Source organism: Blastococcus carthaginiensis (genome assembly GCF_030731085.1).
GTDB classification, from domain to species: Bacteria; Actinomycetota; Actinomycetes; order Mycobacteriales; family Geodermatophilaceae; genus Blastococcus; species Blastococcus carthaginiensis.
This window is the reverse complement of the sequence record NZ_JASNFN010000005.1, coordinates 118,566-144,838: the sequence shown is the minus strand read 5'-3', so window position 1 is coordinate 144,838 and position 26,273 is coordinate 118,566. Positions and strand designations below refer to the sequence as shown.

Below are 26,273 nucleotides of genomic sequence, written 5' to 3'. Positions count from 1 at the left end.
ATGAGCCGAGGGGCGTCGCCCCGGTCAGGGGTGCCCGGGTCCCGTCATCCGCGCAGCGGCAGGTGGTCGAGGCGGAGAAAAGCGTCCAGCACGTTGCGGGTCACCGCGGACACGTCGTTGGCCCCGTCATCGACCAGGAGCGAGCCGCACCACGCGATGCTGCCGGTCGAGAAGACGGCGCCGTCGTTGGGATGAGGCACCAGGACGAGGTCGCAGCGGACGCGTTCGCTCGTGGTGCCGTCGTAGCAACCGTCGGGGAGGGCTACCTCGACCGGATCCAGCCCGTACGCTCGGGAGAACCCCGTGGCTGCCGCCAGGACGATCGTGTCGTCGGGTGTCCCGAGTGCGACGTCCGCCCGATCGATTTCGACACCTGCGGCGCCATGGCCGTTCACCATCGAGTCGAAGTCCCCGATACGGCCACTGCGGAGGTCGACGCCGTCGAAGACGAAGGAGATCCGCGGATCCTCGGGGTCGACGACGATGTCGTAGGGGCGGTTGGTGTCGAAGCCCTGCGAGGCCATGCCGACACCGAGCAGCTTCTGCGGCGCCTTGCCACGCAGCCGCCACAGCCCGCCCAGCTCCCCGGTGGTGGCGTGGTGCCATTCCCCGGGCTCCGGTTGCCACGCGCGGATCCCTGCGGTGCGACGGATCTCCATCGTGTGCTGCTGCTCGGGGTCGATCGAGGTGACCCAGTAGAAGCCGTTCCCGCCGAGGTACATCACCCGGCCTCCGCCGGCGAGGTAGTGCTCGTAGGCCTTCATCATGTCGGTGGTCGGGTACTCGGGGTGGCTGCCGGTGAGCACGACGCGGTACGGCGACAGGGCGGTCACACCCTGGCGGTGCACCTCCTCGTCGGTGATGACGTCGAAGTCGTAGTCCTGGGCCGTGAGCCAGCTGATCAAGTGAAGATCCGCGCTGAACTGGTGCGCTGACGTGGGACCGCCGGCGACGGCCGCCCAACGATGGTCGTGCCGGATGTTGGGCAGCGGCTTCTGGGTTGAGGCGAAGCAGACCCCGGACAGGTCGGTGTGCACGTCGTAGAGACTGCGGAGGCCGTTCGCCACCAGGTACTCGTCGTGCTTGTTGCCGCCGAAGGCCGGCGGTGCCCCGACGCCCACACCCTGCAGGTACGCCCGGGCGCCCGGGTCGGCCATGACGTGCTCGCAGCTGTAGGCGAGGTAGCTCAGCGTCGGCAGCACGACCACGATGTCCTGGCGGGTGGTCGTGGGGACCACGACGAAGGGAACGGTGTCAGTGGTGTCGTCCTCGGCGTCCACCTGGATTCCGTAGACCCCGCTGGGCAGGTCTTCCGGCAGGTCCAAGAGGATGTCGTCCTCCCAGCCGGCGTCGTCGAGGTCGTCGTCGTGGAAATGAATGGCGTTGTAGGCCTCCGGCGTCAAGCGGGGATCGACGTCGTCAGGTGCGCCGTCGATCCCGAGACAGGCGCGCAGTGGGAAGTTGACGCTGTGCCCGGCGAAGGTGTCGGCCAGACGGTTGGCGACGACGCGTAGCCCGCCGGAGGACGGCCCGAAGTGCCATTCCGCCACGGGGCAACTGGTCGCGCCACCGACGCCGGATGTGGCGCGGAGGCGCGGGGAGTCGATGCGGCCGTTGAAGTGATCGGTCGGCATGATGTCGTGCGCAACGGTGGCCGCGAAGACGACACCGATGGCGGCGGAGGCGTCGAGTCGTACGGCGGTGGTCGCGATCAGCCGGTCGCCGTAGCTGGAAGTGAGCTCCAGCTCGGCGGAGCCGGACACGAAGTCCATCCGCAGGATCATCCGGTACCAGCGGCCGCTGACCAGACGCCCGGCAGGCGTGCTGCCGTCAACACCGGAGACGCTGATCGCACCGTCCTCGTCGAGGGAGGCGGTCACCGTGGGGACCCCGGCTTGGTTCAGGCTCACGATGGTCTGACGGTGCCCTGCACGGGGAAGGGTCGGTCGGATCGCCGCGTCGAGCTCGAGGCCGGTGCTGCCCGGTGGCAGGAGAGACTCCGCCGTCTGGACGAAGGACCCCGCCCGTAGCGGCTGCACCCGGCCGGGGAAGCGGACGCCGTCGAGGGCGCTGGGAACCGGGCTGATGTCCGGACCGGGCCCCAAGGGGTGGTCGTCGCCGAGGATGATGCGGACCAAGCGCGCGGTGAAGCCGTCGGCGGTCGTGCTGAAGCGGCCGTGCACCACCTGTCCCGGCTCGAAGCTCAGCCGGTCCAGGTACCCGATGACATTCACTGACGTTCTCCTCCCAGCGCACGGCACGGCTGCGAATGGGCCGCTTCGGGCTTGTGCGACGCCCCCGTTCCTGACGACTCTGCCGGGCGACCAGTCGTGCTGAACGGCGTTGGTCCGGTGAGTGGGCCGTCGCCGGCCCCGGCAGGGGGCGGGACGGTCGGGGTACCCGACGGATCCGGACGGCACCGCAGATGCAGCCGACCTGACCCCGTCACCCGGCGGGTCGCCGGAACCTCGCCGCGGCACTGCGTCGGACCTCCATCGGGCCGGGGGCCGGGGCGGTGGGGCGGCCGGCCCGAGGCCGTTCGCCGCCCCACCGCGGGTCGGTCAGCTGCCGGCGTCCACCAGTGGGATGTCGTCCACCGAGTAGTCGCGCTCCGTCGGAGGCTGGTAGTCGCCGATGTTGCTGGCGTCGAAGTAGACCGCCTCGACGACGAGCGGGTCGCCGGAGCCGTTCTCCACGGCATCCCGCATGGCGCGGACCACGGCCAGGCCGGTGGCGTAGGGGTCGGTGTCCCAGGTGCCGGTGATCCGTCCCTGGCGGACAGCATCGATCGCCTCGGCGTCGCCATTGGTGCCGATGATGATGATGCCCTCCGTGTCGCCGGACTGGACCGGCTGGCCGGCGGCGATCACCGACGACGAGATGCCGAGGGCGGAGGAGTCGTTGTACGTCCAGAAGGCGTCGACGTCCGGGTAGCGCGTCAACACGTCCGACGCCAGCGTCGCGGCGCCGGCCGACGAGTCCGAGGTGTTGTCGACCTGGGTGAGGACGGTGAGGCCGGCTGCCTCGGCCGCCTCCGTGAAGCAGGCGACGTTCGCCTGGATCGACGGGACGGCCGGGCCGCCCATGACGATGACGTTGCCGCCGGGCTTCGCCGCCGCGATCCGTTCGGCGTCCCGGACGTAGGGGGAGCCCTCCTCGCAGCGGTTGGTCTCCCACCAGACGGTCGCGTCGATCTGGTCGCCTTCGGTGTTCACCGCCACGACCGGGATGCCGGCGCTGTCCGCCTGCGCGAACGAGCCACTCAGTGCTCCGGCGTCGAGCGGCCACAGGCCGATGGCCGCCTTCTGCTGCTGGATCATCGTCTGGACGTCGGACACCTGCGCCGACGGCTGCAGGTTGGCGTCGTAGATCTGGACGTCCCAGCCCAGCTCCTCAGCCCCGGCCTCCAGCCCATCGGACACGAAGCCCTGGCCGGGCTGCGAGGCGATCGGGCTGGAGTAAGCCACGGACAGGGACTCCCCGCCGCCGCCACCGCCGCCTGCGGCGCCTCCTCCTGCTTCCGTGCTGTTCCCGCAGGCCGCGACTCCCATTGCGACCGCCCCGAGGACGGCCACCCCCTGCACACGCTTCACGAATTCCTCCGGTTGACGGGCCAGGGCTCACGCCGCGGCTTCGGTTGTCCTTGCTGCGTCGTGGCGGGCATGCCACGACGGCGATCTGCGGCGTCGGGAGCGACGCCATCCCGGTTTCTGTCGGCCGGGGGGGCTCACGCGGGGTTGCCGCTCGGGCTGCGCCGGCGCAGCCGCGCCAGCACGCCGGCGTCGCGCATGACGCCGATCCCCACGGCGACGATGAGCACCAGTCCGTTCACCGTTCCCCGCCAGTAGGGCGAGACATCGGCGAGCGTGAGCCCGTTCTGGATGACCCCCAGGAACAGCACGCCCACCACCGTCCCCAGCACCCCGCCCTCGCCACCGGTGTAGGCCGTGCCACCGATCAGGACGGCCGCGATGACGGTGAGGAGCAGGGTGGCGTCCTGCGTGGGGGAGGCGGCCGTCAGGCGCCCCACCGACAACACGCTGGCGATGCCCGCGGCGAGACCGGCGATCGCGAACACCGACAGGGTGGTCGCCGCGACGTTGATCCCGTTCAGCCGTGCGGCCTCCCGGTTGGAGCCCAGCGCGAAGACAGCCCGCCCGAAGGCGGTGTACCGCAGCAGGAATCCACCGAGGGCCACGATGGCCACGTCGAAGAGGAGCACGTACGGGATGCCGGCGACGGAGTTCAACGTGAACGCGTAGATGGGGTCGAAGCCCTCGAGGCCGAACGTGGTGATCGTCGCCCCGTCGTTGAGGACGAGGGCGATGCTCGCGAAGATCGACAGCGTTCCGAGCGTCACGACGAGGAACGAGATGCCCAGGTAGCTGATCAGCACGCCGTTGATCAGACCGGCCAGGAGGCCCGCGGCCAGGGTGAGCAGCAGGGCCAGCGTCGTCCCGAGCCCGGCCTCCAGGGCGATGGCGAGAACCATGCCGGTGACCGCGAGGGCCGAGGCCGCGGACAGGTCGATCCCCCCGGCGATGATCACGAAGGTGGCGCCGAGGGCGAGGACCAGGACGACGCTGTTGGACTGGACGATGTTGGTGAAGTTGCCCCAGGTCAGGAAGACCGGCTGGGTGATGCCCAGGTAGATGCACACGGCGACGAGACCGATGAGGATCCCGGCGCTCCGGCCGGTGTGCAGGCGGGGACGCCGCCGTCGGGGGGCGCCACCGGGTGCGGCCCCTGCCGCGTCGCTCGTGGCGGGGTGGGCGCCGGTCCGGGTGCCGGTCCTGGCCGCGGGTGGGTCCAGGTCGCGGGAGAGTGGCTGAGGCATCGGGGTCCCCTCGTCGGTCACGTCGGATCGGTCGTGGTGCATCAGGCCGTGGCTCCGGCGGTGGCGTCGCCGGCGACGGCGACGTGGGCGATGTCGGCCTCGGTCATCCCGTCGCCGGAGAACTCGCCCCGGATCTCGCCCTCGAAGAAGACGACGACCCGGTCGGACATGCCGATGAGCTCGGGCAGCTCCGAGGAGATGAGGACCACAGCTGCCCCTCGACCGGCGATCTCGCGCAGCAGCGCGTAGATGGCGCTCTTCGAGCCGACGTCGACTCCCCGGGTCGGTTCGCTGAGGACGTAGACATCGCAGTCCAACGCGAACATCCGGCCGAGGACGACCTTCTGCTGGTTTCCTCCGGAGAGGTTCTGGATGCGGGTCGTAGGCGAGGCGGTGACCACCCCGTACCGGTCGATGGCCGCGCGCACCTCCTTGCTCTCCCGTGACGTGTTGAGCACGCCGAAGCGGCACAGGCCGCTCAGCCAGGCCACCACGAAGTTCTCCGCGACCGAGCGCACGGGGAGCAGAGCCGACCTCTTGCGGTCGTCCGGGACGTAACCGATGCCGCCCGCCAACGTGCGTCGGGGGTCGGAGAGGCGAACGCGGTGACCGCTCACGGTGACCTCGCCCTGCGCCGGGATGGCACCACCCAAGGCCATCCCGAGCTCCGACTTCCCGGAGCCGACCAACCCGGCCACTCCCAGGACCTCACCCCGCCGGACGCTCAGGGACGTCGGCTTGAGCAACCCGTCGTCGCTGCGCAGGTCCCGGACCTCGAGGGCCACGTCCGAAGCCTCGCCCTGCCGGGTGCCGAAGTAGTCGGTCAGCTCCCGACCCACCATCAGGCGGATCAGGTCCCGTTCCGGTGTCTCGGGCAGCGGGACGTCCCCCATCAGGTGCCCGTCGCGGAGGACAGTGGCCTTCGAGGCGGTGGCGTACAGCTCCGGCATCCGGTGGGAGATCATCAGCACCGCGACGCCACGGGCGCTCCGCTCGGCGATGATCCGCAGCAACCGTTCCGTGGCCGCCTCGGACAGCGAACTGGTTGCTTCGTCCAGGATGATCAACCGCGAGTCCGTGGAGAGGGCGCGAGCGATCTCGACCTCCTGCTGCAGCTCCACGCTCAGTCCGTCCACCCGGTCGGTCTCCGAGACGTGGACCTCGAGCTCCTCGAGGGCCCTGCGAGCCTGGGCGCGCATCGTCGGCCAGTCGATCCGGCCGCGACGCCGGGGGAGCCGCCCCAGATGGATGTTCTCCGCGACCGTCAGCGTCGGAGCCAGGGTCAGCTCCTGGGAGATCGTCACGATCCCGGACCGCAGCGCATCGGCCGGCCCGGAGAAGTGGACCGGGGCGCCGTCGACGAGAACGGTGCCGCTGTCCGGCCGGATCACCCCGCCGATCACCTTCGCGAGCGTCGATTTGCCCGAGCCGTTCTCGCCGGTGAGGGCGTGCACCTCGCCCGCGCGCACGTCGAGATCCACGCCGGCGAGCGCCTGGACGCCCGGATAAGCCTTCGAGACACCCCGGACGGACAACAGAGGTGGGACGGCGGAGCGGTGAGCGGCGGAAGCCTCGGCGGGCATCGGTGATCTCCTTCCCGGGGACATCCCGGCCTGGGGCGCTGGAGCTAGGGGTGAGGCGCAGCTCGACCTACGGACGCGTTTCGCTGAGCGGCCCCGCCACGGAATGGTCAGTAGTCGCCCCGCGTCACGCGCCGGTCGGTACGACGGTCTCGGCGGTGGGCGCGGTGAGGAACGCAGCGGTGCGCTCCGCCAGCGCCATGATCGTGATCATGGGATTGACCCCGGGAGCGGTCGGGAGCGCCGAGGCGTCGCCGATCCAGACCCCGCGGACGTCGTGCAGCTCGCCGCGTCCGTCGGCGACGGAGGTGTCGGGAGAGCTACCGAGCCGGCACGAACCCATCTGATGTGCCGAGAAGGCGGTGTGGTCCTCGGGTGGGGCTTCGGCCAGGGAGGCCAGGTAGCGGTCGAAGTCCTCGCCGCGCCGCCACGTGTGGTCCGTCCAGTGCCAGGTGAAGATCTCGCGTGCACCCGCCTCGCGGTGCATCTGGGCGAGCTCCACGTGCGCGCGGACAGCAATGCGGTGATCGACCTCGTCGTCCAGGCGCCAGCGCACGGCCGCCCGCCCGTCGTCGTCGAGCACGACCTCGCCGGCACCGTGGTCGTGGGCCACGCCGTGCCACGTCGCGAAGTAGGGCAGGTCGCGCATCCGACGGCGCATGGCGGCGGCATCGGTGAACGGCGACTGGGCGGCCCACGTCCCGGGATTGAGTGCGAGGCTCTCGACCAGGAAGCCGCCTCCGTCGACGACCCGGCTCAGGTCGAAGCTCACAGCGGACTGGATCTGCCCATGCCAGGCCTCGACCGGCTCGTCGTAGACGCCGGTGACGATCCACGCCGGGTGCAGCCGGAGGTTCTTGCCCACCGCCGGCCCGCCGATACCGGACCGCAGCAGCACCGCGGGAGACTCGATGCCGCCGGCGGCGACGACCACGGTCGGGGCTTCCACGGTGAGCGCGCACGAGCCCGTCGGAGTGGTGACCGTCGCGGTGACTCCCGTGGCGCGGCCGTCCGCGGTGGTGATGCGGTCGACGGCGCAGTCGACCACCACCCGCGCGCCGGCGGAGACGGCGTCCTCGAGGTAGGTGTGGAGAGTGGAGCGCTTGGCGCCCTGCTGGCAACCGGCGTTGCAGTAGCCGCACATCGAGGGGTCGTCGGAGAGCAGGGCGTTGCGGGGGATCCGTTCGTGTGAGTACCCGCGGGATGCCAGACCGGTGATCATGGCTCGGGTGTTGGAGTTGTAGGTGGTGGCGTCGGTGTTGACCCCGAGCCGGTCCCACACGGAGTCCAGGTACTTGTCGAACTCCGGGGCGTCGAGGCCCTCCAGCCCGTCGGCCGCCCAGAGCTCCCGGATGTGCTGCGGCGTCCGGAGGCAGACCATCGAGTTGATGAGCGTGCCACCGCCGAGGGCCGTACCGGCGAGCAGTCCCATCTGACCGGAAGATGACCAGAATGCGCCACGGCGGAGGAACATCTCCGCACCGAGCGAGTCGATCTGCCGGAAGTCGGCCTCGTTGCGGTAGCTGCCGGCCTCCAGGACGAGCACCGAGCGGCCGGCCTGCGCGGCGCGGGCGGCGATGATGGCGCCGCCTGCGCCGGAGCCGATGACGACCACGTCGGCGGTGAGCCTGGCCGAGGGTCCGGCCGGCTGCGTGAGTGGAATGCGCTTGGGGGCTTCGGCCGCAGCGGGGGGAGGTGACGACGGGCCGGGGTAGCCCAGGACGGGCCACGTGTCGTTGTTCCCCGCGGGGTCCACGGCGCCCACGAAGCTGCCCATCACCATGGACTTCACCTGGCGCAGCGCGAGCCGGAGCTCCTCCTCGCCGGCGGCTTCGTGGAGGGCGGCGGTCCGCCCCCCGAGGTCGCCCTCGAGGAAGCCCGCCGCGTCCAGGTGTGCGGCCAGGCGCTGGACGGCCCGTCGCAGAGTTGCGTCCAGGCCCGGCAGGGCCGCGACGACCATCCGGTCGATGCCACGGGCGGCGGCTCCGTCGCGGTAGTAGCGCGCGATTGCCTCGGGATCGGCCGCTCCGCGCAGTTCCGCGGCTGGTGGCTCCAGCGACGGTGCGAAGGTGTCGCACACCGCAGCGATGATCTCCGCCATCCGGTCCGTGCGGGGGGTCATGGCTTCACGCTCCATCGGTCCAGGGGCCACCAGACCCGCCTTCGGGTCAGGAGACTGACAGGAGGGTGGCGGCGCACCTGCACGTCACGGTCCGTTCAGTGGACCGGCCGGCCAGCCTTGACACGTTCGAAACATCCGTGGCGTCGTTTCGGGGCCTGTTCCGGTGAGCGGACTCGTCACCTCGACGCGAGGAGGGGTGGTGCAGTGGAGTCGGCCATCCCCAGGAGTGAGGACGGCACATTGACGGTCGACGACGCACCGCGGCGCGGCTACGCGGACGCCCCGTTCGGTCAGCTGCACTACGTGGAGCAGGGCAGCGGACAGCCGATCCTGCTCCTGCACCAGACCCCGCGGTCGGCGGACGAGTTCCGCGAACTGCTGCCGCTGCTGGCCCGGAGCCATCGCGCCATAGCCATGGACATGCTGGGCTTCGGCCTCAGCGCCACGCTTCCCGCACCCCAGACCATCGAGCAGATGTCCGCGGGCGCCCTGGCGCTGCTGGACGCGCTGGGGATCGACGCCGCTGTCGTGCTGGGGCACCACACCGGCGGGGCCGTGGCGGTGGAACTGGCGGCGAGCGCTCCGGAACGGGTCCGCGCGGTCGTGCTGTCGTCCGCTCCCTGGGTCGATGGGGCGTACCGCGCCTCCCACGCCGGGGGACCGGGGGTCGACGAGGCGGTGGTCAGCGAGGACGGGAGCCACCTCCCCCAGCTGTGGAAGCTCCGGCAGCCGTACTACCCCTCCGGCCGTCCGGACCTCCTGGACCGGTTCATCCGTGACGCGCTGGCGCCGGGCGTCGACCCCGCCGAGGGGCACCTCGCTTGTGCCCGGTACCGGATGGAGGACCGGATCGGTCTGGTCCGGGCCCCCGTGCTGCTGCTCGGGGCTTCCGCGGACCCCTTCGCCCTCCCGGACCTGGAGCCCATCCGCGACCACCTGACCGCGGCCGCCAAGGTCCGGTCGGTCGTCCTGGACGGCGGCACCATACCGCTGATGGAGCAGCTGCCGGACGAGGTGGCCAACGCCGTCGCCGAGTTCCTCGCGCACGCGGCGCCCTGAACACCCCCCGACGTTGGAGGTACCGTGACCGTCCTGGATCGCGCGGAGCAGCTGCACACCGACACCGGCGTGCTGCGACGGCTCTGCGACACGCTGGTCCCCGCCGTGGAGCCTTCCGGGGGAGAGGCCGCCGAGGTCCGCGCCCTGCTGCGGCGAACGGCCAGCGACCTGGGTCTGCACGAGATCCTGCCCGGCGTGCTCGGCGGGATGGCGCCGCACGTCCGCGCCGCGGTCGAGGCGACGCTGCAGGCGTGGTGGCCGGGCGCGGACGGCTCACTCCAGGAGGCCACGAGACGCTGGAACGTGGTGGCCGAGACCGCGGACACTGCGTTCGGCGCGATGGTCCTGCGTAGCACGGTGTGTGCGATGTTCTACACGGCACCGGACGCGCAGGGACGCAACCCGAGCTGGCCCGCCATCAGCTTCGACGGCCCGCTCCTGGAGCCCCCGAGCGAAGCCGACTTCCCCAAGACCTTGGCGATCGCGACCGTGCCGGCCGAGTCTCGCGAGCTGCACGCGGACGTGGTCGTCGTCGGGTCCGGCGCCGGTGGCGGAGTCGCTGCGGCGCGCCTGGCTGCCGCGGGCCGGTCGGTTCTCGTGCTGGAGCGGGGGGCGTACCGCAACGAACCCGACCTGCCGCAGCTGGAGGCCCTGAGCTTTCCGAACCTGTACCTCGACGGCGGCTACGTCTGGTCGGAGAACGGACGCCTGGCGATGCTCGCCGGCGCGACCACCGGTGGCGGGACCACGGTCAACTCGATGGCCTGCCTGCCGACGCCGGAGTACGTCCTGGACGAGTGGACGGCGCGCGGCGTGGAGGGTGTCGCACCGGAGAACTTCACCCCCCACCTGACCGAGGTTCAGGACCGGATCAACGCCCGCGTCGAGAACACCCGGCACAACGCCGTGAACAGGCTGCTGATCCGTGCCTTCGAGAAGCGGGGGCTGGAGTGGCAGGTGCTGCCCCGCAACGCCCGGGACGACGACGACCGCTACTGCGGCTCCTGCAACGCCGGCTGCCTGCTGGGCTGCAAGCAGTCGACCATGAAGACGTTCCTGCAGGACGCCTCCGACGCCGGTGCTCTGCTGCTGCCCGGCTGCCGGGCGGAGCGGCTGCTGGTCGCGGACGGCGCGGTCACCGGGGTGGAGGCCACTGTCACCGCCGCTGATGGCACGCGCACCTCACTGGTGGTGCACGCCCCGACCGTCGTCCTGGCCGCGGGGACCCTGTCCACGCCGCTGCTCCTCCAGGCGTCCGGAATCGGCGGACCCGCAGTCGGTGAGAACCTGCACGTCCACCCGTCCTACTTCATGAGCGGGGTCTTCGACGAGCCGGTCCACGGGTGGCGCGGTCAGATCCTCACCAGCTGGTGCCGGGAGTTCGAGAGGGTCCAGGAGGACCACGGCTTCCTGGTCGAGGCCGCCCCCATGGGGCTCGGCTTCTGGACCGGTCTGACCCCGTGGCGGGACGGCGCCGCGCACAAGCAGGACCAGCTGCGGCTGAGTCACGTCTCCGGCGTGTGGGGCTTCGTGCGCGACCACGGAGCCGGTCGGATCACAGCCGATGCCGAGGGGCGCCCACTGGCCACCTGGGACCTCGACGACGACGTCGACCTCGCCGTCGTCCGGCGCTGCCACCAGGAACTGGCCCGGCTGCTGCATGCCGCCGGGGCGAGGGAGATCTTCACCTTCCTGCCGGGGGACCCCCGTTGGCGGGAGGGCGAGGACTTCGAGGCGTTCGTCGCTCTGCTCGGCGACCTCCGTGCCGATGAAGTCTTCACGCTCTCGGCCCATCAGAGCGGGTCGTGTGCCGCCGGCACGGATCCGCTCCGCAGTGTCGTCGACGGGCGGGGCCGGTTGCACGACGTGGCAGGGGCGTGGATTGCCGACGCGTCGGCGTTCCCGTCCGCCCCCGGGGTGAACCCGATGGTGTCCATCGAGGCCTACGCCAGCCGGACGGCTGGCTTCATCCTCGAGTCCTGAGGTCCCGACCACCCGCGACAGGCACCCATGGCGTTGCTCGCGCCGTGCCCGGGAGGCCAGGAATTCTTCATGGGTCCCCGCCCGGTCGGTCCTGGGCGGCGCCGCACGCGTGCGGGAGGCCCTCTCCCGGATCCCGCAGAACCGCCCAGCGCGGTGGCCCGGACGTTCCTGGCCGCCGTCCACGTAGCTCCCCCTATCCCGGAGGTCGACATGGATTCCGAACTGATGGATCTCGACGCCGTGGCGCAGGCGCAGGCCGTCCGCTCGGGACAGGTGTCGCCGCTGGAGCTCGTCGAGGCGTCGATCCGCCGCATCGAGCGCCTGAATCCCGCGCTGAACGCGGTCATCCACGAGCGTTTCGACCGGGCGCGGGCGGAGGCGACCGCGGCCGATCTGCCTGCGGGACCCTTCCGCGGGGTGCCGATCGTCCTCAAGGACCTCGGCTGCGACATGGCCGGTGAGCCGTCGCACTCGGGCAATCGTCTGCTCCGCGCGCTGGATGCGCGGGGAACGCGGGACGCCACTCTGGTCGAAGCCCTGCGTGCGTCCGGCTTCATCATCGTGGGGCGGACGAACGTCCCCGAACTGGGACTCGTCGCCACGACCGAACCCACCGCCCATGGACGGACGCGCAACCCGTGGGATCTCGGTCGCTCCCCGGGGGGCTCCTCGGGTGGTTCAGCTGCCGCGGTGGCGTCCGGGATGGTGGCCATCGCCCAGGGAGGTGACGGCGGGGGGTCCATCCGCATGCCCGCGGCCCACTGCGGACTGTTCGGTCTGAAGCCCAGCAGAGGGCGGTTGAGCACCGCCCCTGAGCCAGAGCTCATGGAGGGGCACACCACCTACGGCTTCTTGACCCGCACCGTGCGCGACAGTGCTCTGGCGCTCGACATCTCCTCCGGATCGGTCCCCGGTGACCCGCTGACTGCGCCACCTCCAATGGGTCCCTGGTCGGACCTGGTCGACAGCGACCCCCCGGCGCTGCGGGTGGGGATGATGGCGCCGTCCGAGGTCGGCGGCACCAAGGTCGACCCGCAGGTGACGGCGGCAGTCGAGGAGGCGGCTCGGCTGCTGGAGAGGCTGGGGCACCACGTCACCATCGACCAGCCGGCGGCGATGCTGGAGCCCGACTACCTGGACCGATGGGTCGACCTCCTCAGCCCGAGCGTCGCCCTGTTCTTCCGCGAGCTCGAGGGCCGGGCCGGCCGACCGCTCACCGACCAGGACGCGGAACCGATGGCGTGGTGGTGGAACGACCGAGGCCGCCGCCTGAGTGCCGCCGACCACGTCGCCAACCAGGTGTGGCGCGACGACTTCCGTCGCCGGATGGCCGCGTGGTGGGCGGCCGGAAACGACATCCTGCTGTCACCGGTGCTCCCCATGCCCGCCACGCCCATCGGCTTCTTCGACGGCGACGAGGGGATCCGCCGATCGGTGGAGATCCTCCGCTTCACCCCGCAGTTCAACACGGCCGGGCAGCCGGCTGCATCGTTGCCGCTCGGTACCAGCAGCGACGGCCTCCCCATCGGCGTGCAGATCGGCGCGGCGTACGGACGTGAGGACTTGCTCATCCGATTGGCCGGGCAGGTGGAACGCGCCGCGCCGTGGTCTGGCCGTCGTCCCGGCACTTCACACGCGGGAAGCTTTTCCTGAGTCGCCCGGACGCATCCGCCCACGCGGGATCCGCTGTCGCGGATTCGGCGCCTCCACACCGGCGGGCCGTTCGCCTCCGGGGACGCAGACGCCGGACGGCAACGGCCGCGGCCGTTGACCGTCATCTGCACGGGTCAGACCCGCTGGCCCTGCTGATCCGGGCCGCGTCACCGGTGAGCTCGGACCGGGAGGCCAGGTCACCCGGAGCGCAAGGACCTCGGGCGATCCCGCCGCGACCCTGCCGCCGCGAAGGCGAGGAGGGCGCTGGGGCCCAGGATGGCCAGGCTGATCCCCAGCGGGACGGCGGTGCCGCGGCCGCCGAGACCGACCAGCGGGGCGATCACCGCACCGAGGAGGAACTGCAGTCCTCCGAGCAGGGCCGAGGCCGTCCCCGCCGCGGCCGGGAATCGCTCCATGGCCAGTGCCATGGCGTTGGGCAGGATGCAGCCGAGGCTGGCGATGACGACGAACAGGGCCGCTCCGAGCCCGGCCAGCCCCGGACCGCCCCCGCCGGGAGGATCGAGCGTGACCAGCAGCAGCGCGGTGAGGGCGCCTGCGGTGTACGTGCCCAGGCCCGCCCCCAGCAGGGTACGGGTGGCCACCCGTCGGGCGAGCCGGGCGTTGACCTGGGTGGCGACTGCGAGTCCGGCGGCGTTGAGCGCGAACAGAGCCCCGTACACCAGGGCAGGTTGGCCGTGCACCTCCTGGACGATGAAGGGGAACGTGCCCAGATAGCTGAACAGGCCGCTGAAGGCCAGGCCGCACGCCAGCGCGTATCCCAGGAACACACGCGAGGTCAGCATCGTGCGGGCCGTCGCGATGGTGGTGCGCACGCCCCCAGTGCTGCGACGTTCCGGTGGGAGGGTCTCGGGGACCGTCCAGGCGACCGCGACGAACAACGCCGCGCCGAAGGCGGAGAGCACTGCGAAGATGACCCGCCAGCCGCCCAGGTGCAGCAGCCCGACGCCCAGCAGCGGCGCGACGATCGGGGCGACGCCGAAGACGAGCAGGAGCCGGGAGAAGAAGGCCACGGCGGCGGCACCCGCGTAGACGTCGCGCACCACGGCCCGGGACACGACGATCCCCACTGCACCACCCAGGCCCTGGGCGAAGCGGCAACCGATGAGCGCATCGATCGACGGGGCCAGCGTGCATCCCAGGGACGCGATCACGTAGACGGCCGTGCCGAGCAGGAGCAGCCGCCGCCTGCCGTACCGGTCGGAGAACGGACCGGCGAGCAGCTGGCCGAGGCCCAGTCCGACGAAGCTCGCCGTCAAGGTCAGCTGGACCGCGACATGCCCGACACCCAGGTCGGTGGAGATGGTCGGTAGCGCCGGCAGGTAGGTGTCCCCGGACAGAGGTCCGACCGCCGTCAGGCCGCCGAGCACGAGGACCAGCGTGCCGTTCCTCCGGTCCGTCGAGGTCACGGCCGCGGTCGCGCGGGTCATCGAACTCCTCCCGCGGTCGGTCCGGACGGTATCGCCGCCGGGCTCGCAGGGTCGGCGGGCAGCGGCGCGGCGAGGCGTCGCCGCCGGCTGCGACGGCGGGTGACCAGAGAGGCGAGCGCCAGCAGGCACCCCGCCGATGTCGCGATCACGAAGAGTTGCACCGCCGACAACAGGTCGCCGTACTCGGCCATCAGGCCCACACCGATGATCGGGATGCCCGACCCGAGAAACGCGATCACCTGGAAGGCCGAGATGAGTTCACCGCGCTGGTCTGCCGGACTGGCTTCGCTGACCTCGGCCAGGGCAGAACCGAAGGTGAGCCCGTGACCGAACCCGGACACCGCGCAGGCAAGCAGCAGCGCAGGGATCGATCCGAGGGCGGCGGCCACGAGCAGACCCGGAGGGCCGATCAGGAGCAGGCCCAGACCCACGGCCTGTGCTGTCAGGGTGCCCAGTCGGCGCAGTACAGGCTGGGCGCCGGCTGCCAGTCCGAGCATGAGTGAGACCGCGATCCCGGAGAGCGCGGCGTCGGAGCTGCCCAGCTCCGACTCGAGGTAGGAGGGCAGCAGCGCCAGGAACAGGCTCGCCACTGCCCAGGAGAGGGCGGCGGTCGATCCGGCGGCTGCGAACAGCCGACCCAGACCGGCGGGCACCGCGGGGCGGCGCGGGCGCCAGCGACCGCCCGACCCGGGCCGCGCGGGGACGAGGACGAGCAGGGCGCCGAACGCCGCCGTCAGCAGGCAGGCCTCGAGCAAGAAGGGTGTCACCAGCCCCGGTGTGGTGTAACGGGCCAGCGCACCACCCAGCAGGGGACCGACGGCACTGCCCGTGAGGTTCGCTGCCGTCGCCACGCGAGCAGCGCGGAACCGGTCACCTCGCGGAACGTGGTCGATCAGGGCGGCGGTCGCCGTGCCCTGCACCGCTCCCAGCGCCAGCCCCTGCAAGGTGCGGGCGGCGAACAGCATCGCCACACCGTCGGCCATGGCGAACAGCACCGAGGCCACAGCGGCGACCACGACCGCGCCGAGGAGGATGCCCCGGCGGCCGATCACGTCGGACAGCGGGCCGAAGATGAGCAGCGACGGGATCACCGCGATGCTGTAGACGGCGAACAGTGCGGTCACCAGCATCGACGAGAAGCCGAACTCTGCCCCGTACAGCCGATACAGCGGGGTGGCGAGCTGGGCTCCCGTGGTGAGCACGAGCAGCGAGACGGCGATCGTGGCGAAGGCCCAGCGGCCGGAAGGCCCGGCGGTCGCCCCCCGGTCGCGACGCAGCGGTGACCGGCCGGAGTTCCCCACGCGTCCAATCAACGTCACCGTGCGTCCGCATCGGTAGCTCACGTCCCGCGTCGCGGGACACCTTCCGATGGAGACCCTGCAACCTCCCGCGCGTACGCCTGGGCTGGCCATCGCTTCCTGTTCCAGCCGACGACGGTCCCGCAACCGTCTCTGCCGACCTGCGTGACGGCTGCGGCGCACACCGTCCCGCCCTACCGCCGGGCGGCTGGAGCGGCGCAGGCCCGAAGGGGGTGTGGCACTGGCGCGGTCCTGGCGTGAACGGGAGGGCGGGGCACCTCTGCCGGTGGTGTCCTCAGGTGCCCTTGCTGCCGTCCAGGGTGCGCGAGAGCCCGAGTGCGGCCGTCCGCACAGCCGGGCCCAGCCGCTCCGGCCGGAACCGCTCGATGGGCACCGAGACGGAGAGGGCCGCCACCGTCCGCCCGCGGACGAGCACCGGAGCGGCGACGCAGGCACCCCCCGGGGAGGCCTCCTCCCGCTCGACCGCCACCCCTGTCCGGCGGATCGACTCCAGCTCTCGCCGGAGCATTGCAGGATCGACGATCGACCGGGGTGTCCAGCGGCGCAGCGGGCGGGAGAGAACGTCCTCGAGCACGGCCGGAGCCTCGTGCGCCAACAGCGCCTTGCCCACTCCCGTGCAGTTCAGCGGCGCCCGTCCTCCCGTCCGGGACGGCAGTGGCAGGGAAGCATGGCCGTGCAGCTTCTCGGCGTAGACGATGTCGTGTCCGTCGCGTACCGCCAGGTGGACGGTCTCCTGCGTCACGGCGAACAGATCCTGCATGTACGGCAGAGCAGCCTCGCGCAGGCGGTGCTTCACGGGTACCAGTTCGCCGAGCTCGAAGATCGCCATGCCGAGCTCGTAGCGCTGACCCTGCCGAGCCACCCAGCCGAGCTCGTGCAGGTCGACGACCAGCCTGTGCACGGTGGACTTCGCGAGCCCGGTCCGCTCACTCAGCTGGTTCAGCGACAACGCACCGCCTGGCGTGAAGGCGCTGAGCAGCAGCGCCGTCTTCTCGAGCATCGAACTCGCGTCCCGCGTCACGGGACACATTCTTGTCCATCGTGGCGTGCGAGGGCTTGATGTCGTCGTACGCATCGCGGCCGGTCTGATCGATGCCGCTGGTGATCCACGGGGTGGAAGGAAGTGACTTTGCGACCGTCACGCCCACTCAGCCTGCCGGCGAGGGTCTCGCCGGCGCCGACGGCGAGTCACCTGCGGTCGACCCCCTCGCCGCTACGGTCCCCATGGTCCCGAAAGAGGATGTCATGAATCGACTTCGCAAGGTCTCCACGGTGGGCGCGGTGGCTGCGGTCACCGTCGGCATCGTGACCGGCTGCGGGGACTCCACCACCGACAGCGGCGGGGGCGCAGCCGCCGGCGTGGAGACCGTCCGCATCGGGGTGGGCGTCGACTCGGCGTACACCCCGTTCTTCCTCGCCGAGTCGGAGGGGATGTTCGACGAGGCCGGGCTCGACGTCGAGCTCGTCCAGTTCGCCGTCGGTGGCGAGGCAGTCGACGCCCTGAGCACCGACGCCGTGCAGCTGGCCGGCACCTCCGAGGTGACGGCCATCGGCCGGCTGAACCAGAACGAGGACCTGCGAGCCATCCTCGTCTACCAGGAATCCGGGGACTACCTCAAGGTCGTCCTCCGTGAAGGGCTCTCCGACGTGTCGGAGGCCCAGCGCATCGGCTTCGTCCCGGGCCTGTCGGAACTCTCGGCACTGAAGCTGCTGGAGTCGGAGAGCATCGATCCCTCGGCGGTCGAGATGATCAGCGTCGGTCCGCCCGAGGCAGTTCCACTCATGGAGCGTGGCGACATCGACGCGTTCGTCATGTGGGAGCCGTGGCCGGCCAACGCCGCCGAGCAGGGGCACCAGATCGCCATGTCGACGGGTGACTACGGCTGGTCGTACGTCCACTGGCTGCTGGGCAACGAGAGCTGGATCCAGGAGAACGAGGAGACCGCGCAGACGCTCGCGGGGGTCCTGGCCGAAGCGGCCGAGATGACCGAGCAGGACCCGCAGACCGCGGCCGAGGCGACGGAGGCAGCCACCAGCGTGCCCGTGCCCGACACGTTGACCGCGATCGACGAGATCGACTTCGCCGTCCGGAGCATCACCGAGGAGAACCTCCCGGACCTCCAGTCGGTCGCCGACTACTACGTCGAGACCGGCAAGGCCGACACTGCGCTCGACGTGGAGAGCGCCGTGCTGCTGGATTGGTACGAGGGGCAAGGAGAGTGACGACCATGACGCGACCGGCCGGGGCAGTCTCGACTGCGAGTGACGCAACACCGCCGGACCGGGCGGTCGGCCTGGAGCTGCAGGACGTCGGGATCACCTTCGGCTCCTTCCGGGCCGTAGCCGGTGCGACCTTCGACATCCACCCCGGTGAGTTCCTGTGCATCCTCGGACCCAGTGGCTGTGGCAAATCCACGCTGCTGTCGGCCATCGCCGGGTTCGTCGAGGTCAGCGGGGGCACGATCACCGGAGAGGGGGCGCCGGTCGCCGGTCGGAACGAGCACGCCGGCGTCGTGTTCCAGAGCACCGAGGTCCTCTTCGAGTGGCTGACGGTGCGCCAGAACGTGATGTTCGGACCGAAAGCACGGGGGCTGTCCCGAGCCGAGCAGCGCCGGATCGCCGATCAGTACATCGCGATGGTGGGACTGGCGCACTCGGCCGACAAGCTGCCCGGTCAGCTCTCCGGCGGCATGCGGCAACGGGTGCAGCTCGCGCGGGTGCTCGCCAACGAACCTCAGCTCGTGCTCATGGACGAGCCGTTCGGTGCGCTGGACGCACAGACCCGTGAGGTCATGCAGGCCGAGCTGGCCCGCATCTGGCGGCAGAACGCGTGCACCGTCGTCTTCGTCACCCACGACATCGACGAGGCCCTGCTGCTGGCCGACCGAGTCCTCATCATGACCGCCGGCCCGGCGGCGGGGATCAAGCGGATCCACGATGTCGACCTGCCCCGGCCCCGCCTCAAGGCCTCGCCGGAGTTCCTCGAACGGTACGAGCGCCTTCGCGAGGACATCGCCGACGAGGTCAACAAGTCCCTGCGCGATCAGGGCCTGGACGACGGAGCTTCCTCGTGAGCATCATCGACGCCCCGGCGCGCGTCCGTGTACTAAGTATCCCGCGGAAGCGCCGCGGCCGAGCTGCCGCCACGGTGGCCATGCGCTACGCGTTGTCCCTCGGGATCGGCCTGCTGATCTGGCAGCTACTGGCCATGAGTTACGGCCCGGCTCTGGTCGCGTCGCCGGGACAGACGCTCTCTTCGGCCATCGAGCTCGCTCGCGACGGCCGGTTGTTCGAATCGGTGATCGCATCGAGCCGCCGCATCCTCATCGGATGGGGTCTCGGCATCCTCGTCGGGGCTCCGCTGGGACTGCTCATGGGCCGCGTCAAGGTCGTCCGTCAGCTGATGGATCCGTACATCGAGTTCTTCCGCTTCATCCCGCCCATCGCGTTCGTGACCCTCGCGATCGTGTGGCTCGGACTCGGTGAGGCCTCGAAGATCGTCCTGATCTTCTACACCTCCGTCTTCATCGTCACCATCAGCGCGATCTCCGGTGTCCTGGCGATCCCCGAGGACAAGCTGCGCGCGGCGTCCAGCCTGGGGGCGAACCGGCGGCAGATCCTCAAGTGGGTCGTGCTCCCGGCGAGCGTCCCGTCGATCGTGACGGGGTCGCGACTGGCCATGGGCAACAGCTTCCTGACCATCGTGTCAGCGGAGATCGTCGCAGCGGACGTGGGGATCGGCGCGCTCATCTGGCAGTCGCGCAACTTCGGCCGCATCGACTGGGTCTTCGTCGGGATCATCACGCTCGGCATTCTCGGATTCATCTTCGACCGGATCCTGCGCATCGTCGCGGGCCGCGTGCTGGCGAGGTACTCAGTCAAGCTGTGAACGGTGGGCGGTCGCTCCCCGTACGTCGGTGGGCCGCCTGTGCTCCGGCAGCGCATCGCCAGACCGATGCTGGCCTGCAGCATCGGACCGATCCCCCATGGAAGGCAGCCTCAGACATGCACAGTTTCCATCGGTCGGCGGTCGCAGCGGTCGCCGCGACGGCGTTGGTCGCGCTCAGCGCCTGTGGCGGCGAGTCCGCGGACGAGGGCAGCGGCGGAGGGGACGCGAGCGGGCCGGTGGTCCGGCTCGCCACCGGCGTCGACGCTTCCTACGCGCCGGTCTACCTGGCCGCGGAGGAGGGGCTCTTCGCGGAGCACGGGGTGAACGTCGAGTACGTCACCACCGAAGGCGGCCCGGCTGCGGGACAGATGGTGGTCGCAGGGGCCGCGGAGGTGGCGACCCTGTCCGACGCGACGACGACGAGCCTGATGGCCACCGCCGAGGACCTCCGGGCGTTTGCGGTCTTCGAGCAGTCCGACGAGTACATCAAGGTGGTCCTCCGGGACGGGATCGAGTCACCGGCCGACATCCGGACGATGAGCAACGTGCCGGGTCTGATGCGGTTGGCCACCTTCCGGTATCTGGAGAGCGAGGGAGTGGACCCCGCTGACGTGGAGTTCACCGACGTCGCGCCGCCGGACATCCCGACCCTGCTCCAGCGCGGCGACCTGGATGCGACGGTGATCTTCGAGCCATGGGCCACGCGCGCCGCCGAGGCGGGTGGTGAGGTCGTCGCCGACATCGGCGACTTCGACGTGAGCTACTCGCAGTGGTTGCTCGCCGACGCGGACTGGTTGTCGGAGAACGAGGAGGCCGCGGCCGGCATCGCCGCGGCGATTGCCGAGGCCAACGAGATGATCGAGACCGATCCCGAGGCGGCTGCCGCGGTCATGGAGAGCGCCGTGCAGGTTCCGGCGGACCTGGCCGCGGAGATCCTTCCCCAGATCGATTTCGAGGTCCGGGACCTCACCAGCGAGGACGTCGAGGCGGCCCGGGAGACGGCGCAGTTCTTCCTCGACCAGGGCAACATCCCGTCGATGCCCGACCTGGACGAGCAGCTCCTCGTCGGGTGGTACGGCGAGCACACCGACTGACGGCACGCCCAGCCGTGACCGCCGCCTGCAGCTGGTGCAGGCGGCGGTCACGGACGGCGGGTGGAGGTCAGCCCGTCGAGGACCCCGGCCGCGTCGTCGATCCCGCGGTGCCACGGCAGCTCGACGGCCACCTCGTCGAAGCCCAGCTCGGCTGTCTCCGCCACGCGCCGCGCCAGATGGGGCAGCGCTACCTCCGGGCAGTGCAGCTTCAGGACGGCGCGTGGGTCCCCCGGCCGCCCGGCTGCGTCCCAGCCGGCCCGCAGGTCTGCGATCCCGGTTCGCAGCTGCTCGGCGTCCCAGGTGTCGACGGCGGCGAGCGCCAGCCATCCGTCTGCCAGCTGCGCGGCACGTCGCAGGGAGGCGGGGGAGTTCCCGCCGACGAGCAGCGGCGGCCCGTCGGGATGCGCGGGGCGCGGGAACAGGCCAAGAGACGCCGGGACGTCGATCTCCGTCCCCTTGAACCCGCTGGTACGGCCCTGCCACGCGTCACGGAGCACCACGAGCATCTCGTCGAATCGCCTGCCCCGGGTGGCGAAGCGGTAGCCCAGTGCCGCCATCTCCACGTCGTTCCAACCCGCGCCGAGGCCCAACTGGAGACGCCCGCCGGTCAGCCGGTCGATGGTGGCGACCTCCTTGGCCGTCTGCAGGACGTTGCGCTGCGGAAGGACGAGGACCGCGGTGCCCACCGTGCAGCCCGACTGCACCGCGCCGGCGATGTAGGCGCATGTGGTGAGCGCCTCGAGGTAGTCGCGCTCCGGGTCCCAGGCCAGCCGTCCGTCGGGGCTGTACGGGTAGTTGTGCACCGTTTGCTGCGGCAGAACCAGGTGGTCGCCGACCCACAGCCCGGCCGCCCCGGCGTCGGCGGCGGCCTGGGCCATCGCCACGACCCCGAGCTCCAGGGGCAGCGGTCCGGCGGTCGGCAGGATGGCGCCGATCCTCATGGCTCTCCTCAGTGGCCGTCGGGGGTCTCGTCGAGTGAGCCGGAGACCGGCCGCGACGCTAGGGGCCGCGGGGCGCAGGTGCAATCGCGCCGGCTCGAAGAGCGGACCCCCGCGAGCGGCCGCGCGTGTCCGTCCTGCCCTTCCTGCAGCGTGGTCGGCCACCGCAGCTGCGGTCGAGACTGCGTTCCGCTGGGTGGACCGGTGGCCTGGGTGGTTCATCGACGCGGTCGCTACCTTCCCTACCCCCGCCCGGCGTGGCATGGCCGGCTGTCGCTCTCCTTCGTGAGGTGGTCATGAGTTCGATGAAGATGCGTCGATTCCCGGTCGGCATCGCTGCACTTGCGGTGGTCGGACTTCTCTCGGCGTGCGGCGCCGACGGCGGCGGCGCCGGTACCAGCGGTGCCAGCGGTACCAGCGGTCCCAGCGGTGCCGGCGACCAAGAGCTCGTGCGCATCGGTGTCGGCGTCGACGCGTCGTATGCGCCGTTCTTCGTCGCCCAGGAGCGCGGCATGTTCGAGGAAGCCGGCCTCAACGTCGAGCTCGTGCAGTTCGGCCGTGGCGGTGAGGCGGTCCAGGCGATCGCCGGCCAGCAGGTCCAGCTGGCGGGCAACTCCGATACGACGACGATCACTCTGCTGGCCCAGAACCCGAACCTGCGAGCGCCTCTGATCTACGAGGAGTCCGGCGAGTACGTGAAGGTCGTGGGTCGACCAGGCATCGAGGAAGCCAGCGACATCCAGAAGATGGGCGTCGTGCCCGGTATCAGCGCATACATGGCGCAGAAGTACTTCGAGGCCAATGACGTCCCGCTGGATGACGTCGAGTTCGTCACCGCGGCCCCACCGGAGTTGCCGACCCTGGCACAGCGAGGGGACGTCGACGCCTACGTGCTGTGGGAGCCGTGGCCGACCCAGGGGGTCGAGCAGGGCCTGCAGATCCTGAGCGACACCGGCTCCTACGGCTATTCCTACGTCCACTGGCTCGTGGCCGACGGCGACTGGCTGGATGAGAACCAGGAGCAGGCCGCAGCCATCGGTGAGGTGCTCGTCGACGCTGCCGAAGTCGTCCGGACCGATGTCGAGGCAGCGGCTGAGGCGGTGAGCGCGCAGACGGCCACGCCGACGGACCAGGCGGTCAGCGACATCGAGCAGATCGATTGGGAGGTGCGCGGCTTCACGGAGGAGGACATGGAGTCCTACGAGGAGCAGGTCCAGTACTTCCTCGACCAGGGCGTGCTGGAGTCCCCGCCGGCTCTTGACGAGGCCATCCTCACGGATTGGTTCACCGAAAACGTCGAAGGTGCGTGACCGGCGGCTCTCCGAAGGCGGTCGATGGCCCGGGGTTCGGACGGCGAGCGGAGAGGTGGGGGCGTGAGGGTCCATCAGGCCGTGGCTCGGTCCTTGCGTGAGAACGAGGTCAGCCGCGTCTTCGGGGTGCTGGGTGATGCGAACATGCAGTACATCGCCCACTTCATCGAGCACGGTGGCGAGTTCGTGAACGCGGTGCACGAGGGCGGGGCCGTCTCGATGGCCGACGGCTTCGCCCGGGCGAGCGGGGCAGCCTCGGTCGCCAGCGTCACGCACGGCCCGGGCATGACCAACGCCCTGACCGCGCTGACCGAGGCGGTCCGCGCCAGGTCGCCCGTGCTGTTGCTGACCGCCGACACGCCGCTCCGTCGGGATTTCGTCCAGCAGGTCGACCTCCGTGCGGCCGCCTTGGTGTGCGGCGCGGAGTATCGTGCCGTGCTCACCCCGGACCACGTCGCCGACGACATCGCGAAAGCGCTTCAGCGAGTCGCCGTCACCGGTGTCCCGATCGTCCTCGACATCGCGCATCAGTTGCTCAACCGCGAGGTGGACTACGTCCCCTCCCGCTTCGGGAGGCGCCCCGCGGACCGGGTCGTGCCGAACGAGGAAGCGTTGGACGAAGCTCTCGGAGTGTTGGCTTCGGCGTCCCGGCCACTGATCCTCGGTGGAGTCGGGGCGGTCGCGGCGGGGGCGCATGAGGAGCTGGTCGCGCTGGCGCGACAGGTGGGCGCACCGCTGGCGACGACCCTGCTGGCCAAGGACTTCTTCCGGGAAGACCCGTTCGACCTGGGGTTCTTCGGCACCCTGTCGCATCCCCCGGCCCTGGATACCATCCAGGCCGCGGACTGCGTCGTGGCGTTCGGGGCGAGCTTGAACCACTACACGACCGCGGAAGGGTCACTGCTCGCGGGGGCGGCGGTCATCCACTGCGACATCCGGCCCGGCGCCATCGGACGCTACTCGGCGGTCGACGTGGGGCTCGTCGGTGACGCAGCCCTGACCGCCCGACTGATGCGGGAACAGCTGGAGTCGGCAGATCTGCCGCCGAGGACGTGGTGCGATTCCGCACTCCGAACGCGACTCGACGCGCAGGCCCCGGCGCACGACTACGTGGATGCCGGGACCGAGACCACCATGGATCCCCGGACCGCGGTCGTCGAGCTGGACCGCCTGCTGCCGGCGAGTCGCACGGTGGTCACCGACGTCGGCCGATTCATGCGGGGACCGTGGCTGTACCTCCACGTCGCGGAGCCCGGGTCCTTCCACCACACGGTGAACTTCGGGTCGATCGGACTGGGTCTTGCGACGGCCGTCGGCGCCGCCTTCGCCCACGGCGACCGCCCGACCATCGCAGTGGTCGGTGACGGCGGCGCCATGATGGGTCTCATGGAGTTCACGACCGCTGTGCGGGGGGCAGTGCCTCTCGTCGTCGTGATCCTGAACGACGACTGCTACGGGGCCGAGTACACGAAGCTTAAGGATGCGGGCCTCGACCCGAAGTACTCGCTGATCGCCTGGCCCGAGTTCGCCGACCTCGCGCAGAGCATGGGCGGCCACGGCGTCACGGTCCGGAACCAGCAGGACCTGGTGCGAGCGGCCGACATGGTCACCCGAGGGCTGTTCCCACTGCTGATCGACGTCAAGACGGATCCCACGGTGGATATCGGGATCCTCGGCTGAGGCTGCAGCGGCCGACGGAATCGGAGGATCGGGCCCGTGCCGAGCCGAAGGCGTCCCCTGTCAGGTCCGGATCTCCCCGGTCGGTGGTCGCCGACGTCGCCCCTGCCGGCGGTGCGGACCTCTGCCTCGACGGGCGGGCCTAGGTGGGCTCGTCGAGGATCTCGGCCGCGCGTTCGCTCGGCCGGTCCACGATCGGCCGAGCGGATGTCACCTGGTACTGAAGGAGTGGCCGTGTCGCAACTGCCCATCGTCGCGCTGGTCCCCACCGGCGGCACGATCGGTGCTCGCGGACGTGACCGGCTGGACCTGGCGTTCTACGGCGAGCTCGACCAGCAGCACGCCATGGAGGAGCTCCTCGAGGTCATCCCCGAGGTGAGGGCGGTCGCACGGGTCCGTCCCGTGCCCTTCCGCAGCGCGGCGAGCCACGCGCTGCAGGTCGAGGACGTCCTGCGGCTGGCCAGGCGAGTGGTGCAACTCGTCGCCGATCCCTCGGTGGACGGGGTCGTCGTCACCCACGGAACGAATACCCTCGAGGAGACTGCGTTCGTCCTCGCCCTGGTGCTATCGACCGACAAGCCGGTCGTGCTCACAGGGTCGATGCGCCCCGCGTCGGGGTTGAGTTCCGACTCGCCGATCAACCTGTTCAACGCCATCCGTCTGGCGGCGGCCCCGGGCGCGTCCGGGCGAGGTGTGCTCGTGCTCATGGACGACACCGTCCATTCCGCCCGTGACGTCACCAAGGCCTCAACCGCCCGGCTCGACGCCTTCCGCGGGGCCGAACTCGGGCCGCTGGGGTTCATCGAACCCGATGGTTCGGTCCTGTTCCATCACCGCCGTGAGCCGTGGCCGGCGGAGGGTGCGTTCTCCGTGAGCGGGCTGGCGGCGCTGCCCCGGGTGGACGTCGTCATGTCCTACCTCGGGGCGGACGCATCGCTGATCGACGCGAGCGTGCGTGCCGGTGCCGCCGGCATCGTGAGTGCCGGCACGGGGGCGGGCTTCCCGACGCCTGCGGAGCAGGCGGCACTGGAAGCCGCGGCGGACGGCGGCGTCGTCGTGGTCCAGGCCAGCCGGACCGGGTCTGGCAGGGTCGGTGTCAGCCCCGCTGTGATGGCCCGCGGCATCGTCTCGGCGGGGAACCTGGCGCCGGTGAAGGCTCGGTTGCTGTTGATGCTCGTCCTCACCCGCACCCACGATCCTCGTCGGGTGGCCGAGTACTTCGGCTGCGCCTGATCAAGCTGTCCCGGGAGACGGGATCCTGCTCGGTCATGCGTCGCGCGCCGTACATCCTTGGAAGGTGACGCAGCGGGAGATGGATGTGCCGACGGAGCTCACCGCCCGAGCCGCGCCGGCGGGTACCGGAG

At 70.8% G+C, this 26,273-nt stretch carries 19 protein-coding genes; 10 read left to right on the top strand and 9 right to left on the bottom strand.

Annotated elements, in window-relative coordinates:
- Positions 1 to 44: 44 nt before the first annotated feature.
- The 5 genes from QOZ88_RS07670 to QOZ88_RS07650 form a co-directional block, all read right to left on the bottom strand.
- Positions 45 to 2,234 carry a N,N-dimethylformamidase beta subunit family domain-containing protein gene (locus tag QOZ88_RS07670; RefSeq protein ID WP_305999203.1) on the bottom strand — a complete coding sequence of 730 codons (2,190 nt, stop codon included), beginning with the start codon at positions 2,232 to 2,234 and terminating at the stop codon, positions 45 to 47.
- A gap of 327 nt (positions 2,235 to 2,561) precedes the next feature.
- Complete coding sequence (locus tag QOZ88_RS07665; RefSeq protein WP_305999202.1) at positions 2,562 to 3,467, bottom strand: sugar ABC transporter substrate-binding protein; 906 nt, start codon at positions 3,465 to 3,467, stop codon at positions 2,562 to 2,564.
- Between the two features lie 260 nt (positions 3,468 to 3,727).
- Positions 3,728 to 4,837 carry an ABC transporter permease gene (locus QOZ88_RS07660; protein ID WP_305999201.1) on the bottom strand — a complete coding sequence of 370 codons (1,110 nt, stop codon included), beginning with the start codon at positions 4,835 to 4,837 and terminating at the stop codon, positions 3,728 to 3,730.
- Positions 4,838 to 4,878: 41 nt separating this feature from the next.
- Entirely contained in the window at positions 4,879 to 6,420 is a 1,542-nt protein-coding gene (locus QOZ88_RS07655) for a sugar ABC transporter ATP-binding protein (RefSeq protein WP_305999200.1), read from the bottom strand.
- Between the two features lie 124 nt (positions 6,421 to 6,544).
- Positions 6,545 to 8,539: a GMC family oxidoreductase gene (locus QOZ88_RS07650; protein ID WP_305999199.1), complete on the bottom strand. Its 1,995-nt coding sequence runs from the start codon at positions 8,537 to 8,539 to the stop codon at positions 6,545 to 6,547.
- 240 nt (positions 8,540 to 8,779) lie between these two features.
- Between QOZ88_RS07650 and QOZ88_RS07645 the strand changes: the two genes are divergently transcribed.
- The 3 genes from QOZ88_RS07645 to QOZ88_RS07635 all read left to right on the top strand — a co-directional run bounded on the left by QOZ88_RS07645 (position 8,780) and on the right by QOZ88_RS07635 (position 13,234).
- Complete coding sequence (locus tag QOZ88_RS07645) at positions 8,780 to 9,598, top strand: alpha/beta fold hydrolase (RefSeq protein ID WP_305999198.1); 819 nt, start codon at positions 8,780 to 8,782, stop codon at positions 9,596 to 9,598.
- 24 nt (positions 9,599 to 9,622) lie between these two features.
- The gene (locus QOZ88_RS07640; RefSeq protein WP_305999197.1) at positions 9,623 to 11,581 is read left to right on the top strand and encodes a GMC family oxidoreductase; all 1,959 of its coding nucleotides are present in this window, start codon (positions 9,623 to 9,625) and stop codon (positions 11,579 to 11,581) included.
- Positions 11,582 to 11,791: 210 nt separating this feature from the next.
- Complete coding sequence (locus QOZ88_RS07635; protein ID WP_305999196.1) at positions 11,792 to 13,234, top strand: amidase; 1,443 nt, start codon at positions 11,792 to 11,794, stop codon at positions 13,232 to 13,234.
- A 197-nt stretch (positions 13,235 to 13,431) separates the two neighbouring features.
- Here the strand turns inward: QOZ88_RS07635 and QOZ88_RS07630 are convergent, their stop codons facing one another.
- The 3 genes from QOZ88_RS07630 to QOZ88_RS07620 all read right to left on the bottom strand — a co-directional run bounded on the left by QOZ88_RS07630 (position 13,432) and on the right by QOZ88_RS07620 (position 17,022).
- A complete protein-coding gene (locus QOZ88_RS07630) occupies positions 13,432 to 14,682 on the bottom strand; it encodes a multidrug effflux MFS transporter (RefSeq protein WP_305999195.1) in 1,251 nt (416 codons plus the stop codon).
- Positions 14,679 to 16,163, bottom strand: coding sequence for an MFS transporter (locus QOZ88_RS07625; RefSeq protein ID WP_305999194.1), 1,485 nt, complete (start codon positions 16,161 to 16,163; stop codon positions 14,679 to 14,681). Before QOZ88_RS07625 ends, QOZ88_RS07630 begins: the two co-directional genes overlap by 4 nt.
- 112 nt (positions 16,164 to 16,275) lie before the next feature.
- Entirely contained in the window at positions 16,276 to 17,022 is a 747-nt protein-coding gene (locus QOZ88_RS07620) for an IclR family transcriptional regulator (RefSeq protein WP_305999193.1), read from the bottom strand.
- Positions 17,023 to 17,246: 224 nt separating this feature from the next.
- On the opposite strand from QOZ88_RS07620, the gene QOZ88_RS07615 reads away from it, so the two are divergent.
- From QOZ88_RS07615 to QOZ88_RS07600, 4 genes are all read left to right on the top strand, one after another.
- Positions 17,247 to 18,224: an ABC transporter substrate-binding protein gene (locus tag QOZ88_RS07615; RefSeq protein WP_305999192.1), complete on the top strand. Its 978-nt coding sequence runs from the start codon at positions 17,247 to 17,249 to the stop codon at positions 18,222 to 18,224.
- A 5-nt stretch (positions 18,225 to 18,229) separates the two neighbouring features.
- Positions 18,230 to 19,075, top strand: a complete 846-nt coding sequence (locus QOZ88_RS07610) for an ABC transporter ATP-binding protein (RefSeq protein WP_305999191.1) — start codon at positions 18,230 to 18,232, stop codon at positions 19,073 to 19,075.
- The gene (locus QOZ88_RS07605; protein ID WP_305999190.1) at positions 19,072 to 19,890 is read left to right on the top strand and encodes an ABC transporter permease; all 819 of its coding nucleotides are present in this window, start codon (positions 19,072 to 19,074) and stop codon (positions 19,888 to 19,890) included. Before QOZ88_RS07610 ends, QOZ88_RS07605 begins: the two co-directional genes overlap by 4 nt.
- Before the next feature lie 116 nt (positions 19,891 to 20,006).
- Positions 20,007 to 20,984, top strand: a complete 978-nt coding sequence (locus QOZ88_RS07600; protein ID WP_305999189.1) for an ABC transporter substrate-binding protein — start codon at positions 20,007 to 20,009, stop codon at positions 20,982 to 20,984.
- Positions 20,985 to 21,031: 47 nt separating this feature from the next.
- Here QOZ88_RS07600 and QOZ88_RS07595 read toward each other — a convergent pair whose 3' ends face one another.
- Positions 21,032 to 21,925, bottom strand: a complete 894-nt coding sequence (locus QOZ88_RS07595) for a TIGR03619 family F420-dependent LLM class oxidoreductase (protein WP_305999188.1) — start codon at positions 21,923 to 21,925, stop codon at positions 21,032 to 21,034.
- Between the two features lie 293 nt (positions 21,926 to 22,218).
- Between QOZ88_RS07595 and QOZ88_RS07590 the strand changes: the two genes are divergently transcribed.
- The 3 genes from QOZ88_RS07590 (at position 22,219) to QOZ88_RS07580 (ending at position 26,142) form a co-directional block, all read left to right on the top strand.
- The gene (locus tag QOZ88_RS07590; protein ID WP_305999187.1) at positions 22,219 to 23,232 is read left to right on the top strand and encodes an ABC transporter substrate-binding protein; all 1,014 of its coding nucleotides are present in this window, start codon (positions 22,219 to 22,221) and stop codon (positions 23,230 to 23,232) included.
- A 63-nt stretch (positions 23,233 to 23,295) separates the two neighbouring features.
- Positions 23,296 to 24,912 carry a thiamine pyrophosphate-binding protein gene (locus tag QOZ88_RS07585; RefSeq protein WP_305999186.1) on the top strand — a complete coding sequence of 539 codons (1,617 nt, stop codon included), beginning with the start codon at positions 23,296 to 23,298 and terminating at the stop codon, positions 24,910 to 24,912.
- Between the two features lie 231 nt (positions 24,913 to 25,143).
- The gene (locus QOZ88_RS07580) at positions 25,144 to 26,142 is read left to right on the top strand and encodes an asparaginase (RefSeq protein ID WP_305999185.1); all 999 of its coding nucleotides are present in this window, start codon (positions 25,144 to 25,146) and stop codon (positions 26,140 to 26,142) included.
- Positions 26,143 to 26,273: the final 131 nt, after the last annotated feature.

Excerpts from the sequence above, each read along its gene's own strand:
- QOZ88_RS07595 (WP_305999188.1), bottom strand. The coding sequence starts at position 21,925 with ATGAGGATCGGCGCCATCCTGCCGACCGCCGGACCGCTGCCCCTGGAG.
- QOZ88_RS07610 (WP_305999191.1), top strand. The coding sequence starts at position 18,230 with ATGACGCGACCGGCCGGGGCAGTCTCGACTGCGAGTGACGCAACACCG.
- QOZ88_RS07650 (WP_305999199.1), bottom strand. The coding sequence starts at position 8,539 with ATGACCCCCCGCACGGACCGGATGGCGGAGATCATCGCTGCGGTGTGC.
- QOZ88_RS07660 (WP_305999201.1), bottom strand. The coding sequence starts at position 4,837 with ATGCCTCAGCCACTCTCCCGCGACCTGGACCCACCCGCGGCCAGGACC.
- QOZ88_RS07655 (WP_305999200.1), bottom strand. The coding sequence starts at position 6,420 with ATGCCCGCCGAGGCTTCCGCCGCTCACCGCTCCGCCGTCCCACCTCTG.
- QOZ88_RS07635 (WP_305999196.1), top strand. The coding sequence starts at position 11,792 with ATGGATTCCGAACTGATGGATCTCGACGCCGTGGCGCAGGCGCAGGCC.
- QOZ88_RS07600 (WP_305999189.1), top strand. The coding sequence starts at position 20,007 with ATGCACAGTTTCCATCGGTCGGCGGTCGCAGCGGTCGCCGCGACGGCG.
- QOZ88_RS07615 (WP_305999192.1), top strand. The coding sequence starts at position 17,247 with ATGAATCGACTTCGCAAGGTCTCCACGGTGGGCGCGGTGGCTGCGGTC.
- QOZ88_RS07630 (WP_305999195.1), bottom strand. The coding sequence starts at position 14,682 with ATGACCCGCGCGACCGCGGCCGTGACCTCGACGGACCGGAGGAACGGC.
- QOZ88_RS07590 (WP_305999187.1), top strand. The coding sequence starts at position 22,219 with ATGAGTTCGATGAAGATGCGTCGATTCCCGGTCGGCATCGCTGCACTT.